18 protein-coding genes are annotated in these 17776 nt (G+C 30.3%); 2 read left to right on the top strand and 16 right to left on the bottom strand.

What is annotated here, in order from left to right:
* Positions 1-2: 2 nt before the first annotated feature.
* The 3 genes from H0I32_RS13085 to H0I32_RS13075 all read right to left on the bottom strand — a co-directional run bounded on the left by H0I32_RS13085 (position 3) and on the right by H0I32_RS13075 (position 1819).
* The gene (locus H0I32_RS13085; RefSeq protein ID WP_173588128.1) at positions 3-344 is read right to left on the bottom strand and encodes an Hpt domain-containing protein; all 342 of its coding nucleotides are present in this window, start codon (positions 342-344) and stop codon (positions 3-5) included.
* Positions 345-956: a fumarylacetoacetate hydrolase family protein gene (locus H0I32_RS13080; RefSeq protein ID WP_179313841.1), complete on the bottom strand. Its 612-nt coding sequence runs from the start codon at positions 954-956 to the stop codon at positions 345-347.
* An 86-nt stretch (positions 957-1042) separates the two neighbouring features.
* On the bottom strand, positions 1043-1819 hold the full coding sequence (locus H0I32_RS13075; protein ID WP_179313840.1) for a 3'-5' exonuclease: 777 nt from the start codon (positions 1817-1819) through the stop codon (positions 1043-1045).
* A 336-nt stretch (positions 1820-2155) separates the two neighbouring features.
* Between H0I32_RS13075 and H0I32_RS13070 the strand changes: the two genes are divergently transcribed.
* Entirely contained in the window at positions 2156-4231 is a 2076-nt protein-coding gene (locus H0I32_RS13070; protein WP_179313839.1) for a response regulator, read from the top strand.
* 168 nt (positions 4232-4399) lie between these two features.
* Here the strand turns inward: H0I32_RS13070 and H0I32_RS13065 are convergent, their stop codons facing one another.
* The 8 genes from H0I32_RS13065 to recR all read right to left on the bottom strand — a co-directional run bounded on the left by H0I32_RS13065 (position 4400) and on the right by recR (position 12082).
* Entirely contained in the window at positions 4400-6472 is a 2073-nt protein-coding gene (locus H0I32_RS13065) for a hypothetical protein (protein ID WP_173588124.1), read from the bottom strand.
* A gap of 239 nt (positions 6473-6711) precedes the next feature.
* A complete protein-coding gene (locus H0I32_RS13060; RefSeq protein WP_179313838.1) occupies positions 6712-7116 on the bottom strand; it encodes an acyl-CoA thioesterase in 405 nt (134 codons plus the stop codon).
* Positions 7106-7741: a GTP cyclohydrolase II gene (gene ribA, locus H0I32_RS13055; protein WP_173588122.1), complete on the bottom strand. Its 636-nt coding sequence runs from the start codon at positions 7739-7741 to the stop codon at positions 7106-7108. Before ribA ends, H0I32_RS13060 begins: the two co-directional genes overlap by 11 nt.
* Positions 7742-7798: 57 nt before the next feature.
* Positions 7799-8185, bottom strand: a complete 387-nt coding sequence (locus H0I32_RS13050; RefSeq protein ID WP_179313837.1) for a NifB/NifX family molybdenum-iron cluster-binding protein — start codon at positions 8183-8185, stop codon at positions 7799-7801.
* Between the two features lie 171 nt (positions 8186-8356).
* The gene (locus H0I32_RS13045; protein WP_173588120.1) at positions 8357-8764 is read right to left on the bottom strand and encodes a DUF134 domain-containing protein; all 408 of its coding nucleotides are present in this window, start codon (positions 8762-8764) and stop codon (positions 8357-8359) included.
* A 173-nt stretch (positions 8765-8937) separates the two neighbouring features.
* Complete coding sequence (locus tag H0I32_RS13040) at positions 8938-10266, bottom strand: dihydrolipoamide acetyltransferase family protein (RefSeq protein ID WP_179313836.1); 1329 nt, start codon at positions 10264-10266, stop codon at positions 8938-8940.
* Between the two features lie 90 nt (positions 10267-10356).
* Complete coding sequence (locus H0I32_RS13035; protein ID WP_179313835.1) at positions 10357-11457, bottom strand: glycosyltransferase family 2 protein; 1101 nt, start codon at positions 11455-11457, stop codon at positions 10357-10359.
* A 7-nt stretch (positions 11458-11464) separates the two neighbouring features.
* Positions 11465-12082 carry a recombination mediator RecR gene (gene recR, locus H0I32_RS13030; RefSeq protein ID WP_173588117.1) on the bottom strand — a complete coding sequence of 206 codons (618 nt, stop codon included), beginning with the start codon at positions 12080-12082 and terminating at the stop codon, positions 11465-11467.
* A 166-nt stretch (positions 12083-12248) separates the two neighbouring features.
* Between recR and H0I32_RS13025 the strand changes: the two genes are divergently transcribed.
* The gene (locus H0I32_RS13025) at positions 12249-13694 is read left to right on the top strand and encodes a sodium:solute symporter (RefSeq protein ID WP_179313834.1); all 1446 of its coding nucleotides are present in this window, start codon (positions 12249-12251) and stop codon (positions 13692-13694) included.
* Here the strand turns inward: H0I32_RS13025 and H0I32_RS13020 are convergent.
* From H0I32_RS13020 to H0I32_RS13000, 5 genes are all read right to left on the bottom strand, one after another.
* Entirely contained in the window at positions 13691-14050 is a 360-nt protein-coding gene (locus H0I32_RS13020; RefSeq protein WP_179313833.1) for a CoA-binding protein, read from the bottom strand. The genes H0I32_RS13025 and H0I32_RS13020 overlap by 4 nt on opposite strands.
* 281 nt (positions 14051-14331) lie before the next feature.
* Positions 14332-14919, bottom strand: coding sequence for a CHAP domain-containing protein (locus H0I32_RS13015; RefSeq protein ID WP_179313832.1), 588 nt, complete (start codon positions 14917-14919; stop codon positions 14332-14334).
* Positions 14920-14945: 26 nt separating this feature from the next.
* A complete protein-coding gene (locus H0I32_RS13010) occupies positions 14946-15446 on the bottom strand; it encodes a hypothetical protein (protein ID WP_179313831.1) in 501 nt (166 codons plus the stop codon).
* An 18-nt stretch (positions 15447-15464) separates the two neighbouring features.
* Entirely contained in the window at positions 15465-16400 is a 936-nt protein-coding gene (locus tag H0I32_RS13005) for a mechanosensitive ion channel family protein (protein WP_179313830.1), read from the bottom strand.
* Positions 16401-16655: 255 nt separating this feature from the next.
* Entirely contained in the window at positions 16656-17750 is a 1095-nt protein-coding gene (locus tag H0I32_RS13000) for a type I phosphomannose isomerase catalytic subunit (RefSeq protein WP_179313829.1), read from the bottom strand.
* Positions 17751-17776 lie beyond the last annotated feature (26 nt).

Raw genomic sequence — 17776 nt, 5'->3', positions numbered from 1 at the left:
AATTATAATCCGAAATCGGCTTTAATTTCATTAGTAGCATTCTCTACAGCTTTAAGTACAATTTGAAGTTCTGCTGTTACATCTTTATCACCTTGCTCAAACTTTCCCCAATCTTGTACTTCGATTAGTGTGTCTAAAACACCTAACTCAAACATATCTATCGTAGGCTTCATTTTATGAGCGGCTTGATAGACATCTTTAAAATCTTTATTAGGAACGCCTACTTTTAAACGTTCTGCATCTTCTGGGACTTCTTCTATAAACGCGGCCGCTATTGCTGAAACAAAATCTTCATCATCTTCAGCCAATTCTCGTACGCGATCTAATTTATAATGTTGTGACATTTATTTTATTTTTATTGAAAACATTTCTTCGTCTTCGAGATATCCTTTTAATTGATCTTCTGCAAAAACTTTCCCAACACCTGCTGGTGTGCCCGTAAATATAATATCTCCAATTTTTAAAGTGAAATATTTTGACACATATTCGATGAGTTCATCAACTTTCCAAAGCATAAGCTCTGTATTTCCTTGCTGAACCACTTCTTCATTTTTCTTTAAACTAAAACTAACATGATCTATATTCTGAAACTTAGTTTTAGGTAACCACTTACCTATTACAGCAGCACCATCAAAGGCTTTTGCTTTTTCCCAAGGTAAACCTTTTGCTTTTAATTTTGCTTGAAGATCACGTGCTGTAAAGTCTATTCCAAGTCCAACTTCATCATAATATTTATGAGCGAATTTTTTATCAATATGTTTACCAACTTTATTAATTTTTATCAATAATTCGACTTCATGATGCACTTCATCGGAGAAATCAGGTATAAAGAAAGGTTGTTTCTTTAATAAAATCGCTGTATCTGGTTTTAAAAAGATTACAGGATCTGTTGGTTTTTCGTTTTCTAGTTCTTTTATGTGATCGGTATAATTACGACCTATACAAATTAGTTTCATGTCTCTATTATTCCTGCAAAAGCAGTAAACTTATTAATTTGACGTTTATTTTACATTATGGATTTCTGCCTTCGCAGAAACGACAACTAACTTAATTTATTATTAAACTGTCTTAATTTAATAGCCGTTAAAACCTTTTTAGTATAAAGTGGAAAATCTGCATTGAGCAACCATCCAAAATAACCTGGTTCTTTATCTAAAACATCTAAAACACGTTTTCCTTTATGCTTACCGAATGAAAAACACTCTTCACCTTCTTTATTAAAGATTAAGAAACCAGCAAAATCTGCAAACTTTTTACGCGAGCTAAATTCAGCTAAAAATTTAGTATCATTCTCTAAATCTTCATAACGATCTAATTGCGCTTTTAAAACTTCGTAAGTTGCTTTTGTATCTGCCTCTGCACTATGTGCATCTTCTAAACTTTTATCGCAATAAAATTTATAAGCAGCTACCAATGTGCGTTGCTCCATTTTATGAAATATAGTTTGCACATCTACAGATTGCGTATTTTTCATATCAAAATCAACCTCTGCTCTCAACATTTCTTCTGCTAATAATGGAATATCGAATCGATTAGAATTAAAACCACCTAAATCAGAATCTTTAATTAAATTATAGATCTCCTTAGATAATTCTTTAAAAGTTGGTTTACCAACTACATCTGCATCTGAAATACCATGAATCTCAGTAACTTCTGCAGGAATTGGCATTTCTGGATTTACAACCCAAGTTTTAGCTTCTTCCTTACCATCTGGATGAACTTTAAGGATTGAGATTTCAACAATACGGTCTTTTGAAATATTGATACCCGTAGTTTCTAAATCGAAAAAACAGATTGGTTTTGATAGGTTAAGTTGCATTTGTTATTGAATTTATGCAAAGGTAGTTAGATTCTTTGAAAAAGACATATTAGGTTTTAAAAACATAAAAATATAGGTTATTTATTAAACTTGGTTATTTTTGAAAAAATAGCAGAAAATCTAAAAAAAGCAGATACTAAACAACTTTCATAACAATATTATTTAGTAATTTAACATTTACATTAGCAATCCTGAATGCGAGTATACTTAACCATATTAATACCCTTTATCTTTTTTAATAGTCTTTTTGCTCAAAAGCAGAATGATTCAATTGAAAATTTGGCTAATAAACCAGTATCGACAGTCAAAACTCACCTTGATTCCCTCACAGAATCTATGATCTCTGACTATTATAAGGAAGATTACAGTACCGCTATTTTAAAAGGAAATGAAATTTTAAAACTTGCAAAAGAGAATGAACTTCCTAATGAGATTTTTCAGATTAATAGTTATCTCGCAAATTCTTATCACTATTTAAAGGATTCAATAAAATCATTTGAATATGCAAGAGAAAATACAGAATTAGCTAAAAAACTAAAAACTCCTAATTCTATTATAAGTGCTCAGATAGATTTAGGAAATATCTATTTTGCTTTTAAAGAATATGACAAAGCTCTCAATGCTTTTAACAAAGCTATTCCGCTAGCTGAGAAACAAGAGAGCAAACGTACTCTTTTTATACTTAACTATAACATCTCTGAAACCATCCTAGTTCAATTCAAAGATTATAAAAAAGCCAAACCTTATTTAGATGCTGCCGAAAAAAATATTCCGAAAGGTTTTAAAATAGGATTTACAGGAATTAATTTATTTAAGGCAAATTATGCTTTTATGGATGAAGACTACGACCTTGCCTTAAAATTATATATAGAAACTGTAGAATTAGCTAAACAAACAAACTTTAATGAAATCTTAAAAAAGGCATACGAAGGCTATATAAATTGTTTAGTAAAAAAAGGGGATTACAAAACGGCTTATAAGATTAGCAAAATTACAGATAGTATATCGCAGAGTGAACAACAAAAAGATATAGAAAAATCGGCTAAAATTTTAACTGTTAGCTTAAAAAAATCACAAATGCAAGAGGCTCTAGAAAATCAAGCTTTAAGAAGTGAATTAATTATAGAAAAAGCGGATAAACAAAATAAATTTTTAATTGCTAGCGTCATTGTTTCATTATTACTTTTAGCTCTAGTTATTAACCTCCTCAAGGTAATTAAACATAGAAAAAAGTTAAATGCTTTATTAAAAAAGAAAAATCAAGATTATCTTGAAGCTAAGCTAGAATCTGAGAAACTAGCTAAATCTAAATCTCGCTTTCTATCTACTATGAGTCACGAACTGCGTACCCCTCTCTATGGAATAATCGGCTTAAGTACGATACTTAATAATGACAAAAGTCTTAAATCTCACAAAACAGAATTACAATCTTTAAAATTTTCAGCAGATTATTTACTTAATCTTGTAAACGACGTCCTCACTTTAAATAAAATGGATTCTAATGAGAAAAATGAAATAGAGTCCAAATCATTTCATCTCAAAGATTTTTTATATAACATTAAAGAATCTCTAGAATACATAACAGGTCAGACCGACAACAACCTAATTATAACTCTAGATTCAAAAATTCCTCATTGGATAAAAGGTGATCAAACTAAAATATCTCAAGTCTTAATTAATCTATTAGGAAATGCTTTAAAATTCACTAATCAAGGTGAAGTAAAACTTATTGTTAATTTAATTGAAAGCACTAAAGATCATTTAAAAATTTTATTTGAGGTAAAAGATGATGGAGAAGGAATTTCTGAAAATGACCAGAAAAAGATCTTTGAAGAATTTGGACAACTTAATCATCAAAGCCTTTTTCAAGGTTCTGGCCTAGGACTTACTATTGTTCAAAAGTTACTAGTTGAAATGAAATCGAGCATACAACTAAAAAGTACTATTGGAAAAGGCTCGAATTTCTTTTTTGAAATGACTTTTGGAATAGCTACTGAAGAACATATTAACCAAGATAAAGAAGATATTTCTACGATAGACATCCTTCGTGGTAAGAAAATTTTAGTTGTAGATGATAATACTATTAATCTTTTAGTTACCAAGAAAACCTTAGAAAGCCACGGCATACAAGCAGACATAGCTAGCAACGGACAAGAAGGAATTGATAAAATTATAGAATCTGACTACGACTTGGTTCTTATGGATGTTTTTATGCCTAAAATGGATGGTATAGAAGCCACTAAAAGAATCCGAAAATTAGGGAAAACGGTAACGATTATTGCACTGACCGCTGTGACACAAAATGAACAAGATGATCATTTTAAATCTGCAAAATTTGACGATTCTATTGTGAAGCCTTATAAAATTAATGACTTCTTAAAGACAATTGCAGCTAATATTGCTAAAGATTAATATAAACTGCTAACTAGCCGATTTAAAAACAAACAGAATCTCTATAAAGTTTTAGTCATAAGAAATTCAATTTTCATATGATTAAATTAAAAATATTAAGAAAACAAAAAAGCACAGTTTATAAACTGTGCTTTTTTTATATGCATAAACATGAAATGATAATACAGATTATTTCAATAATTCAGGATGATTAAGAATCAATTCAATTTTTCTTATAATAACGGTAACTTGATTCATTTGTGCTTCTATATTTATAAAAAACAAGCTAATATCTCTATTTACCCAACTTTCAGAAATAACTCTTGCTCCCAAACTAATTCTTAATACAGCACTTTGTAAGTCATTTGTATATTTTACATTAACAGCTTGTCCTATATGGCATTTTTGAGCCGCAAGCCTTATGGTATCTAATGGAGAACCTTCAAACTGATCTGATAAATCGGAATTTAATAATGCATATAATTTTTTCACATTATCAACTGACAATGCTTCATTATTTTTAAGAATGAAAAAAGGAAAAATAGTACGAATATTTCTTATTCCAAATTCCTTGCTATTATTACTACTAGGTTTAACTTCATCACCATAAAGAGGTTTTAAGAATGTGGCATCTTTTATAGAGTCTTCTACAAAATTACAAAACATCTCAATCCCCATGTTTCTGTATAGAATTGGTGTTTTAAAGTATCTATCCATTTCAACAATGGCAGCATTCCAACGCATATAAGAACCATAATTAAATCCTTCAGATAAATCTTTTGAACAGAACCATGATATAGGCCAATCTGAATGATTATAATACTGTGTTAGACCTGCTGGCAACACATTTTTTGAAGATTTAATAACTTCACTTACACTTTCTGGTAAAATTAACGCTCCTGCATAAGGAGGTCCTGTAAAATATTTACTTCCGGTAGTAGAAACAATGTAATCTTTTTCTAAATAAGACCTTATATCTGATGGATCTAAACGAAGCTGAGCTGCATCTACAATAACTTGCATAGACACATCTTGTAAATCATCTAATTTCTGCATCATTTCTTCACTAGGCGACTGATACCCTAATTTAGAATGATCCATAACATGCAAGACAATATGTCTCCCTAATTTTTGAGTTTCTGAAACAGCTGTAAACACTTCAGAATCTAATTGAGATTCTGATTTTAATTTTCCGTTTTCATCTCTAAATGTAATTTTTATCAATTCAACATTTCTAAACCCTTCTATTTTGTCTCCTTTTTTAATTGGATAATTAAGAGCTGTTGTATTTTCAAAATGACAACCTTTTAATGCTGCAGGAACTCCACTTCCTGTTTCGTCTGAAGCAACTAAAACATGTGTAATATCTTTATCTGTTATAATTTGAGTTATCGCTGCAATTTGAAGAGACGCATCTGTACCTGAAGGAGAAAAAATAATTTCGCAGGCTTCATTTAATTTAAAGATATTCTTAACATTGGTTTTTAATAATTCTGAAAACTCATTAGTTGTCTTTTTAAAACCGTTTTTTAAGCTATTTTTAATTAATATACTTCTTACTTTATCTGTTTTATCAAAAGCAAAATTAGAAACACTTGTCGCTGTTGATGATGCAAAAGTAAATGCCTCAGGTCTTGGAAATGGTCTACAACCGTACTTATTTAATAAAGCAACTTCGTCTATATTTAACCTAAGATCTCCACCAGCCATTAACAAATACTCTGTTGGTTTCGCTAAATTTTCTACAATAGGTAACCAAGACTCTTCAAATTGCTTATCCGCATTATCTAAATCATGAAAAGCCTGTAATTCTTTATGTTTTAATAAATCTTCAATACTTAAGTCTTCGTCTTTTTTAAATAATTCGATTAAAAAATAATCAAGAGATTTTAACTTTTCCTTGTCTTCTTTTGGTAATAATTTGTAGAATATTCTAGTTACTTCAAAAGCAGCAATATCACACAAAGCAGAATCTTCATTTTTACTACTTAATGCTTTATACCAGAGTTGCCACTCAATTCCGTATCGTAAATAAACTAAAGCTAAAACTGGATTTTTTAAATATGAAGCACCAATTATAATTGATTCATTTGGTACAATTTTAAATACATCTGGTACCGTACTAGAAGTAATAATATTTATATTGTTAAGCTTAGGTACTGTATTAAACCTTTTTAAAACGTGTACGAGATAATTAACATTATCTTTTTCAAACAAACTTGTTCTTTTATATTGATTTTCAATAATTATATTATTTGTCATAAATGCTTCATTTTTAAAACGTTCAGAAGAACGAAATTCTCTAACCAGAGTATTTAGAGTATCAATTAACTAGTATATTTTGTGTTCTTTTTATGAACTTCTTTAAAAATTTTGATAAAAATAGGTTTATTTTAAAAATTTAACCCTCATTCCTGTTTCTATTTATTCGATTTCATAATTTCTAAAAAAACAGCAAAAGTAAAAAACTAGCTACAATATACTAGATGTATGTAATTTTATTAAAATTCCTTTTTGAATATATTTTGAATAAACTCAGGGATCTTTTTAGGTAAACGCGATTCTCGATCTACAAAAACAACTGTTGACTTCGCTTTAATTAAAAGGATGTTTTGTTCATTTCTAATTTCAAATTCAAAATTAAAACGCACTTTAGGCATTTCTCTTATTATAGTTTTTACCGTAATAAGCTCATCAAAATATGCAGGTTTTTTATAGCTAATATCAAATGAAATAACGGGTAATATGATATTATTCCTTTCAAGAACAACCTCATCTAAGTTTAGTTTTCTTAACAACTCATTACGTGCTTGGTGACAATATGTAAGATAATTTGCATGATATACATATCGCATTTGATCAACTTCGCCGTAATGTGGTCTTAATTGAAATGTATCAGTGATCACAGCATTTATCTTCTAATTTACTTTCAGTGAGTTGATGTCCCATTTGATTTTCTTTGGTCGCTAAATAACTCTTATTAAATGGGTTTGATGGTATTATTATAGGAACGCGTTTTACAACCTTAATTCCGCTTTTCTCTAATCCTGAAATTTTATCAGGATTATTAGTTAACAGGTTCACTTGTTTTACCCCAACAGCATTAAGAATTTCTACGCCTACGTTATAATCTCTTTCATCGGAAGCAAAGCCCAATTTTAAATTAGCCTCAATGGTATCGAATCCTTCTTCTTGAAGTTTATAAGCTTTCATCTTATTCATTAGACCTATACCTCTACCCTCTTGTTGCAAGTAGACAATAACGCCTGTTCCGTTTTTCTCAATCATCTTCATGGCTTCAATTAATTGATCACCACAATCGCATTTTAAGGACCCGAATAAGTCTCCGGTAGCACAAGCTGAATGTATACGTGTTAAGACAGTATCTTTTGAGGTTAAATCTCCTTTAATAAGAGCCATGTGCTCAAAACCATTTACTTTTTCTTTAAAAGGGATTAATTCAAAATGACCAAACTTAGTAGGTAACTTAACCCTTACTCCTTCTATAATAGCTGAATCTTTAATAGACATTAATATAATTTTTATTTTTTGTGAATAGAAATCAATTAAGCATTCCTATTTTTTTTATTAGCAGTGACATTTATAGTCTTTTAACTGCTTATTCTTTTTTTTATGAAGTGAACAACTTGTTCCACTATCTATAATTTCATTTTCAACAAACTGTAAAATAACATCAGCAGAATCACCCGAACATCCTCTTATCACCTTAATCCCTGCTTTATTTAATCTATTGAAAGCCTTATTTCCTATATGATCTGATAACATAAAGGTAACTTCTGCATTTGCCAATACGTTTACAACATTAGAACAGTCATAACTTTTGTCTAACTCTAACAATTGCACATCTAAAATATCATTAGTTTTAGAGAAAATATAAATTTCATAAAACTTAGAATCTCCAAAACAGCTTTCAATTTTGTTATTTTGAGTTATGGGAACAGCAATTTTCTTCATGATATAATCTTTCTAACCGGTTACAATGTGATTTTTTTATCCTTCCTTTTCTACATTGCCTAATTTCAGAATCCTCAACAGTATCAGATTTAGTCTTTCTACATTTCCCTAATTTCATTCCTGTTTTGGACCTAAATTATCTGGACCTCTATGGTTTAAATTTGACATAATTTATTCATTTAAATTTACCAATTCATTTGTATCTCCCGAAGAACAATCATCACACTTTAAATTATTTTCAACACCGGCTATTAGTTTGAAGCATGTTTTACACTTATACCAATCTTTCTCAAACTCAAAATCTCCACCTTTAATAAGAATCGATTTTCCTTCTACAAAGGCTTGTCCAATTTTTTTTAAAGCACTATTATAAATCCGGGTAAGCGTAGGCCTAGAAACCTCCATTTTATCCGCAGCATCTCCTTGCGAAAGGTCATCGTATATAACTAGTTTCACGGTTTCGTATTCTTCGTATTGCATAATAATATGCTCTGTTTCGCAGAACCGAATACCAAATGGCTTAAAACCAAGCATCTTAGGTGGGAAATCAACTTTTCTCTTCTTTTTTGGGCGTGGCATTTGTCTTAATTTTACATAAAGGTAATGAACTTACGTTCATAACAAAACTTAATAATGATAATTTTTTGTTATAAATAGAAAAAATTTGATGGTGAGATTATTATAGATTTAAAAACAAAAAAGCACAGTCGTAAAACTGTGCTTTTGTTGATTAATTCTTATATAAAATAGACTTAAATCTCGCGATCTAAATCCCAAGCTTCTAAATAATCTTTTACTGCTTTTACAAATTGTCCACCAAGTGCACCATTAACAACTCTATGGTCATAAGAGTGCGATAAAAACATTCTGTAACGGATACCAATATAATCGCCTTCTGAAGTTTCAATAACAGCAGGTACTTTTCTAATGGCACCTAAAGCTAATATTCCCACTTGTGGTTGATTGATAATTGGTGTTCCCATAATGCTACCAAATGTACCAACATTAGTTACTGTATAAGTTCCTCCTTGTATATCATCTGGATTTAATTTACCCAAACGTGCTCTATTTGCTAAATCGTTAACATGTTTTACCATTCCTAATAAACTTAATTGATCTGCATTTTTAATTACAGGAACAATTAAATTACCATCTGGTAATGCTGCTGCCATACCAACATTAATAGCTTTCTTTTTTATAATTTTATCGCCTTCAACAGAAATATTCATCATAGGAAAATCTCTTAGAGCCTTTGTTATAGCTTCCATAAAGATTGGTGTAAAGGTTAAGTTCTCACCTTCACGTTTCATAAAACCACTCTTCACCTTCTTTCTCCAATTCCAAATATTAGTTACATCTGCTTCAATAAACGATTGTACGTGAGCTGAAGTTTGAATAGAATCTACCATGTACTTAGAAATAAGTTTCCCCATTCTAGACATTTCAATAATTTCATCATCACCAGAAGTTACAACAGGTGTCTGTGCAACAGGCTTACTTTGAGTTTTAGATGTATTGCTCACTACAGAATCTGCTTTAGGAGCTGCTACAGGAGCAGAACTACGAGACTCTAAATATGTTTTAATATCATTTTTAGTAACACGGTTATCTTTACCAGTACCTTGAATTGTATCTAATTCAGATTGTGCTATACCCTCTTTTTTTGCTATATTTTTTACTAAAGGAGAATAAAAACGATCCTCTGTAGAAATTACTGGCTCTACAGATTCTTTAGCTGCAACAACAGTTTTAGCAACTTCAGCCACTGCTTTAGGAGCTTCTGTTTCTGCAACAGGTTCTGGTTGCGCTTCAGTAGCTTTTACTTCTATTGTATCGCCACCTTCTGTTTTTATAACCGCAATAACTTGTCCTACTTGTACTACATCATCAATATCAAATAGTTTTTCAACTAAAACACCATCTACTTCACTTGGTACTTCACTATCAACTTTATCTGTTGCTATTTCTAAAACAGCTTCATCTGCTTCAATTGTATCTCCAACATCTTTAAGCCATGAGGTTATTGTTGCTTCTGCAACGCTTTCTCCCATTTTAGGTAACTTAAGTTCAAAATTTGCCATATCTATAATTTGTAGGTCGTTATTTGCTAATCGCGTGCAAAATTACTGAAAAAATACGTGTTTTACTGAATTTAATTCAATAAATATAGTTTAAAAGTGTAGAACTTCTCCCCTATTATTAGCACTATCGCTTCCGAGGATAAATTTACAGTTTTTTGAAAGAAATCTAAAGACAATATGATCTTGTTTCGATTTTTGCTTCATATCTGCAATTACATTACTCGCATTCAACAATTTAAAATCGTAAACAATCATACTATTATTTTCAACATTAGGTCTAATATCAATATCAACTTGAGTTGGCTTTGGTAATTTTTCAACCAAACTAATATTTAAATCAGCAGTATATAAATATGATCTATTTGAATTTACGATAACATCAATTGGAGTTTTTCGCATTAAAAAGGCCATTTTAATCCCCAACCAAACTACTGCATTGAATAATAAACTCTGTTTAAAATGTTTTTTATAGAAAATCTGCATCGCTCCGTAAAAACGTTTTGCATATTTAGAATCTTTTAAGGTACTCTCTCCTTTAAAATGAATGATTGTAGTGTTTCCGAAGTAGAAATTATCATATCCTGCTTTTACTACTTTATATGATAAATCGATATCTTCACCATACATAAAATAAGCTTCATCGAATCCGCCAACAGCATCATAAACTTCTTTTTTAAGCCACATAAAAGCGCCTACTAAAATATCTACTTTACCTGTTTCTTCTATATTGATATGATTTGCATAATAATCATTAGTGCTGCCTAATACTTTTTTTAAAGCTACTTTTGGCGTTGGAATGTTACGTTTACTTTCAGGTAAAAATCTCCCCTTTCCATCTATTAACTGACAACCTACAATTCCTAGGTTATTTTTAGAATCTGTAAAATTGAGGAGTTTAGTAAAAGTATCTTCTACAACAACTGTATCGGGATTAAGAATACAAAGATATTCTCCTTTTGCCTGAGCTACACCAATATTATTTCCTTTTGAAAATCCAGGATTATCTTTATTCTCAATCAACTTGACAGAAGGAAATAATTGTTTCACCATAGCACAACTGTCATCTGGAGAATTATTATCAACCACAATAATTTCAGCATCAATAGTTGCAATAGCCGCTTCAACACTTTTTAGACAAATCTCTAAAAAATAGCGGACATTATAATTTAAAATGATGACTGAAAGTTTCAAAACAGTTTTACGATTTTAATGAAGCTTCAAATGGAACACGATCTATAATACTTCGACCTAAAGTAATTTCGTCTGTATATTCTAATTCGTTTCCGGCAGCAACACCTCTTGCAATAGTAGAGGTTGTGACTTTATAATCTTGTAATTGTCTAAATATATAAAAGTTTGTTGTGTCTCCTTCCATCGTAGGGCTCATGGCAAAGATTAATTCTTTCACTTTTCCTTCCTTTACCTTTTCTACTAAAGAGGTAATATTTAAATCTTGAGGACCAATACCATCCATTGGAGATATTTTTCCTCCTAAAACATGATATAAACCTTTAAAAGAGCTTGTGTTTTCTACCGCCATAACATCTCTTATATCTTCAACAACACAGATTAATTCGCTATTTCTGTTTGGATTTGCACATATTTCACACAATACCGTATCACTAATATTATGACACGATTTACAAAAATTAATTTCTCCTCTCACCTTTGTTAATGCATTGGCTAATTGAAAGGTTTGATTTTCGGGTTGTCGTAACATGTGCAACACTAAACGCAAAGCTGTACGCTTACCAATACCAGGTAATTGAGACATCTCGTTAACAGCGTTTTCTAAGAGTTTTGATGAAAATTCCATAGCTGCGAAGATACTGATTTTTGCCTATAAAAAAGGAGCAACTTAAAACTCTATTTTAGAGTAAATTATACATATGCTTATATTTTTTTCGCAATTAATTCTATTTTAAAGCTATCTTTTTTTTCAAATACATTACTTTCATAAATTATACTAAAATGTTAATTTCATGTCGCCAACATCAATACTTATCTTAATTGTATGCTACTTTGGTTTACTTATATTAATCTCTTATTTCACAGGAAAAGAAGATTCTAATGCTGCTTTTTTTAAGGCAAACAAATCTGCTCCTTGGTATTTGGTGGCTTTTGGAATGATAGGTGCTTCCTTGTCTGGCGTTACATTTATTTCGGTTCCTGGTGCTATTGAAGCAAAACAATTTGGTTATTTACAAGTTGTTTTCGGATATTTCTTTGGGTATTTAATTATCGCTTTTGTGTTATTACCGCTTTATTACAAGCTTAATCTTACTTCTATTTACACCTATTTAAAAGATCGTTTTGGTATTGTAAGTTATAAAACTGGCTCTGTTGCTTTTTTAATTTCAAGAACGGTTGGTGCTGCTTTTCGTTTATTCCTTGTTGCTAAAGTTTTACAACTTTTAGTGTTTGACTTATTTGATATTCCTTTTGCCATTACTGTAATTATCACCATTGTATTAATTTGGCTTTACACCTTTAAAGGTGGAATAAAAACAATCATTTTTACCGATACACTTCAGACTTTATTTATGTTAATATCTGTAGTTGTTGCCATTGTATTTTTAGCATCTGCTTTAGATTTAAATAGCATTAGCGAAGTGATTACTTACACCAGAGAAAGTAACCTAACGAAGGTGTTCTTTTTTGAAAATGGAAATGATCCGCAATATTTTTGGAAGAGCTTTTTATCTGGGATTTTTATTACCATTACCATGACAGGTTTAGACCAGGATATGATGCAAAAAAACCTGACTTGCCGTAATTTGAAGGATGCACAGAAAAACATGATCACCTTTAGTATTGTATTAATTTTTGTGAATCTACTTTTCTTAGTTCTTGGACTGATGCTAACACAATATGCCGCTACTCATGGAATCTCAGCGTCTAAAGATGATTTATTTCCAACGATTGCTATGTTACCAGAAATAGGAATTGTGACCTCAGCCTTCTTTTTACTCGGCTTAATTGCTGCTGCTTATTCTAGTGCAGATTCTGCTTTAACATCCCTAACAACATCTTTTTGTTTTGATATTTTAAATATTGAAAACAGGCCTGAGGCTAAAAGAAAAAACTTAAGAAAACGTGTTCATATTGGATTTAGTGCCGTACTTGTTCTAGTGATTTTATTATTCGATTTTATATTTAAAGATGTTTCCGTTATTTGGGAACTCTTTAAAGCTGCAGGTTACACTTACGGACCATTATTAGGTTTGTTTGCCTTTGGTCTATTTACTAAATTTCAAATTAAAGACAAGTTGGTTTGGATTGTAGCAATTGTAGCTCCATTAATTTCATACCTCTTAAACTTATATTCTAAAGAATTATTTAATGGTCACGAAATAGGATTTGAAATACTAATCTACAACGGCCTATTCATGTTTTTAGGTTTACTGCTTCTCAAAAAGAAAGCTTAATATTGTCCTGTACTCAATAACACTAAAGTACAAGCGACTTCAAATGCAATATTATTTTGTTCTAAAATATTATAAAATTCAGAATTTTCTGTTCCTGGGTTAAAAATGACGCGTTTAGGATTTAAACCCATAATATAATCGTAATATGGTTTTTGGCGTTGTGGATTAAGATATAGTGTTACGGTATCAATATCCTTATACGGCATTAACTCGGTATCAATAGAAACATCTTCAACCATACCTGGTTTTAAACCAAAAGCTTTTACATCATGTTTAAAATGGCGTAATTTTTTGATTGCAATATTTGAATAACGTTCTGGTTTTAACGAGGCTCCTATAACTAATGTTGTTTTCATATTTTAAATATAAACTAAAATTTATAAGATTCTCAAATTTTTCAAATCATAATTTATGAGTATTTAAGAAGTATTACACTAAGTGTTAAATGCAAGTTAAACACCAAAAGCTATGAAATAATATTGCACTTATAGCGTCTATAGTAGTATAGTTTTTTTAAGTAATAATTATTATAAATTAATTTTTATAATAGTGTTAGTTAAGGTTGGTTAATAGCGAAAAAGCCTAAACAAATTTTGTTTAGGCTTTTTTTATTGATAAAACAGATCCTTAAAATTCTTTATTTTTTCCGTAACCATCCTAATATTTGATGATTATTAATTTTCCACTTACCATTCTCTTTAATTAAATGATATCGTTTACGTGAATTACCAAAAGGTCCAGGATTTTGCTGTATAATTTCTATATCCTTATCTGTAACTTGAGAGATAATTGAGACATGGCCATATTTATTTAGAACAGTTCCTGAATATACCACCAAATCATTTAACCTAGGTTTAGAAAGACTTGGATTTGAATATTGAATTAAATTTCTTCCCTTATTAATTTTCCCATCGCTAACCTTATTATCAAAAAAATCTTTAGCATGTCCGTAGCTATTAGGCATTTTGTGATTTAGAGCTTCATAGTAGTATCGTTTTACAAACTCTACACATTGATGCTTTAATCCAAGATTATAACCATCAGCTGTCAATTCTCGTCCACTAACATCACCTACATTTCCATTATAATAAACAGCAACTCCATTAAATTGATCAATTTGTTCCCCAACTTTATATTGTGGATTAATATTAATTGTTTGGGATATAAAAAATCCAAAAACACCTACAATCAATAGTATTACAAGGATTACAACTTTCTTTTTCAAAATTTAATGTGTTACGCTTATTAGTATTAACGGTACTTAAAACCGTATACTTCTTGAATTTTATGATTCATAATATGATCTGAAGGAAAAACAGTTAGTTCTATTTTTTCATTTTTAGATTTTAACCATTTAACAAATTCAATATAGCTATCAGATTGCGCTATGGATAAAAACCTTAGAGACTCAACTTTATCATCTTTCATAAACTTTATTCTATTTCTATCTGGTGATTTATGAACCGAAATAAATTCTACTGCAATTAATTCATTATAAGGAATCTGTATGCTTTTATCCAGATAAATGTAGTCTACTGAAATAACAGCTTCTAAGAACTTAATAGTAAATACCTTTTTTCTTAGATAGAGTATTATAAATATCAAAACTACTACTAAAAATATAATAGTGATGACTTTGATCCAAATTGATTCTACAGAAGTGAAAATTCCTATAGAGATAACAATAAGCATTAATGAGGCCATGACGGCTTCAAAATTTAAAAACCTTGATGATGACGAATATTTTATCATTGAAAAACGCTTATAAATTTAATCTTTTGACACTTTATTATCCGTTAAATAAACACGTGTTCTAGGAAGGCTTTCAGGGTAATTTTCTTGAATAAATTTAATCATTTTTTCACGAACATGAACACGTAAGTCCCAAGCGGTAGGCGAATTTTTAGCACTTACTAAAATACGAATTTCAACAGAGTTTTCTTTAGAGTCTGTGACTTGCAAAACATTAACTTGTTTATCCCAAAGCGATGTGCTTTCTAAGATTTTAGTTAATTCGGTACGTAAATCATCAAATGAAACACGATAATCGGTATGCAAAAACACGGAACCTATAATATCCGCAGAATTTCTTGTCCAGTTTTGAAACGGATTTTCTAAAAAGTAAGTAGAAGGCAAAACTAATCGTCTTTTATCCCAAAGTCTAATCACCACATAAGTAAGGTTAATTTCTTCAATCCAACCCCATTCATTTTCTACAACAACAGCATCATCAATTCTAAAAGGTTGCGTAAATGCGATTTGAATTCCTGCTAATAATGCACCAACAACTTTTTGCGCTGATAAACCAATTATAATTCCGGCTAAACCTGCAGATGCAAAGATTCCGTAACCAATTTTCTTTATATTATCAAAAGAGAGTAAAATAAAACCTACCGCAAATAAGATAATAACGAAAATGATAATTTTCTCTAACAAGTTGATTTGCGTATACATCTTCCTAGCTTCAAGGTTATCTTCAGCCGAAATATCGTAATGCTTTAAAAAACTTCTTTTTCCTTTTCTTAAAAATATAATAAGAAGCCATGCAAAACAAAAAATCAAAAAGTTTTGCCTTTGGGAAACCAATAATGAGTTGTCAAAACTGTCAAGCCCTAAAATAGAACTACCAAAATTTAATAGACTTTCAATGTTAAAAAATAATAAGATAAGTATGATACAAATAATAAGTTGAATGTGTCTTTTCATTCTAAATGCGCTTTAAGTGTTTCTTCCTAAGTTATTTGTTTCGTCATAGAATCACAAGTAAAATGTTGTTAAAACATACTTAAATCTCCATTATTATTGTATTTGAAAATTAAAATGATCTTGTTGAGTATATGATAATCATAAACAGCGACACACTATAGTTTCCTCATTTTAAAAATATAAAAACCCCAAGCCATTGGCACAGGGTTTTTTATTATAATTGGTATAAATCGTCTTTTTATTTCTTGTAAAGGTTTAGTTTGGAGGATAACAAAGTAAAATTTTAGAAGCACTTTTAGATTTAAAAGTCATTTCTGAAATCGCTGCAGAAATAAATATTTCATCTCCTTGTGTATATTCATATTCTTTTCCGTTACACTCAATTACTCCGTCACCAGAATAAATAACTGCGACATAGAAACATGAATTTCCTTTAATTGTATGTTTTCCGTCTAAAAGCAATTCACTTAACCCAAAACAACTAGTATGTTTTTTATTAAATAACGTTTTAAACGTATACTCATCTGTATGTTCTAAAACTTCTGGTGTTATTTTCCATTCATTTAAGGCTTCTTCTATGGTAAAAGTATCGTAATGAAAACATTCTAACATTTTTTCTTCACCTACACCTTGATGAATTAATTCTGGACCAATTTTTAAACCTGCAGGTGTTGTTTTTTCAACACGCATGGTATAATCTGTAGGTTCTTGTACTTCCATTAAAAAACAACCTGCACCAATAGCATGTGGTACACCTCCATAAATCATAAAAGCATCCCCTGGTTTCACCTCGATTTTGTGTAGGCAATCTAACATTCCTTCAATGTTTTGATTCTCAAAATGCGTTTTCCAGATCTCTTTAGTTACATGTTTTTTAAACCCCATGTAAACCACTGGCTTTTCACCATTTATTTCTCGTGTATTTAAAACATACCAAGATTCTGTTTTTCCAAATTCTGAATTAAAAACAGTTTTCGCATAATCTTTATCTGGGTGTACTTGAACTGTTAAACGCTCCATAGAGTCTAACATTTTAATTAGCACACCTGTTGTTCCATATTTATTAGCAAGATCTTTACCTAAATATAATTCTAGGTCAGAATTGATTAAATCCTTAAGAGGAAAAACGCCATCTTCAGTTTCTATTAAAGAAAGTCCTTCGTCTTCAGGCCTACCATTTCCACGAGCTGTAATTGTAGACATAATCCACTGTTCTGGCATTTGTCCATCTACTTCAGGTGTGATTTTTTTCCATCGATCAATTAAAGCACCTCCCTCATAAGTTCGCCAAACTCTATTAGATTTTTGTTTTAAAGGTATGTGTGCATATTTCTGTAAGTCCTCACTCATGGTTATTGTATTATTTCTTAAACTAT

The organism is Winogradskyella sp. HaHa_3_26 (assembly GCF_019278425.1).
GTDB lineage: Bacteria > Bacteroidota > Bacteroidia > Flavobacteriales > Flavobacteriaceae > Winogradskyella > Winogradskyella undariae.
The sequence above is the reverse complement of the archived record's forward strand: the minus strand, read 5'-3'. Positions and strand labels throughout refer to the sequence as shown.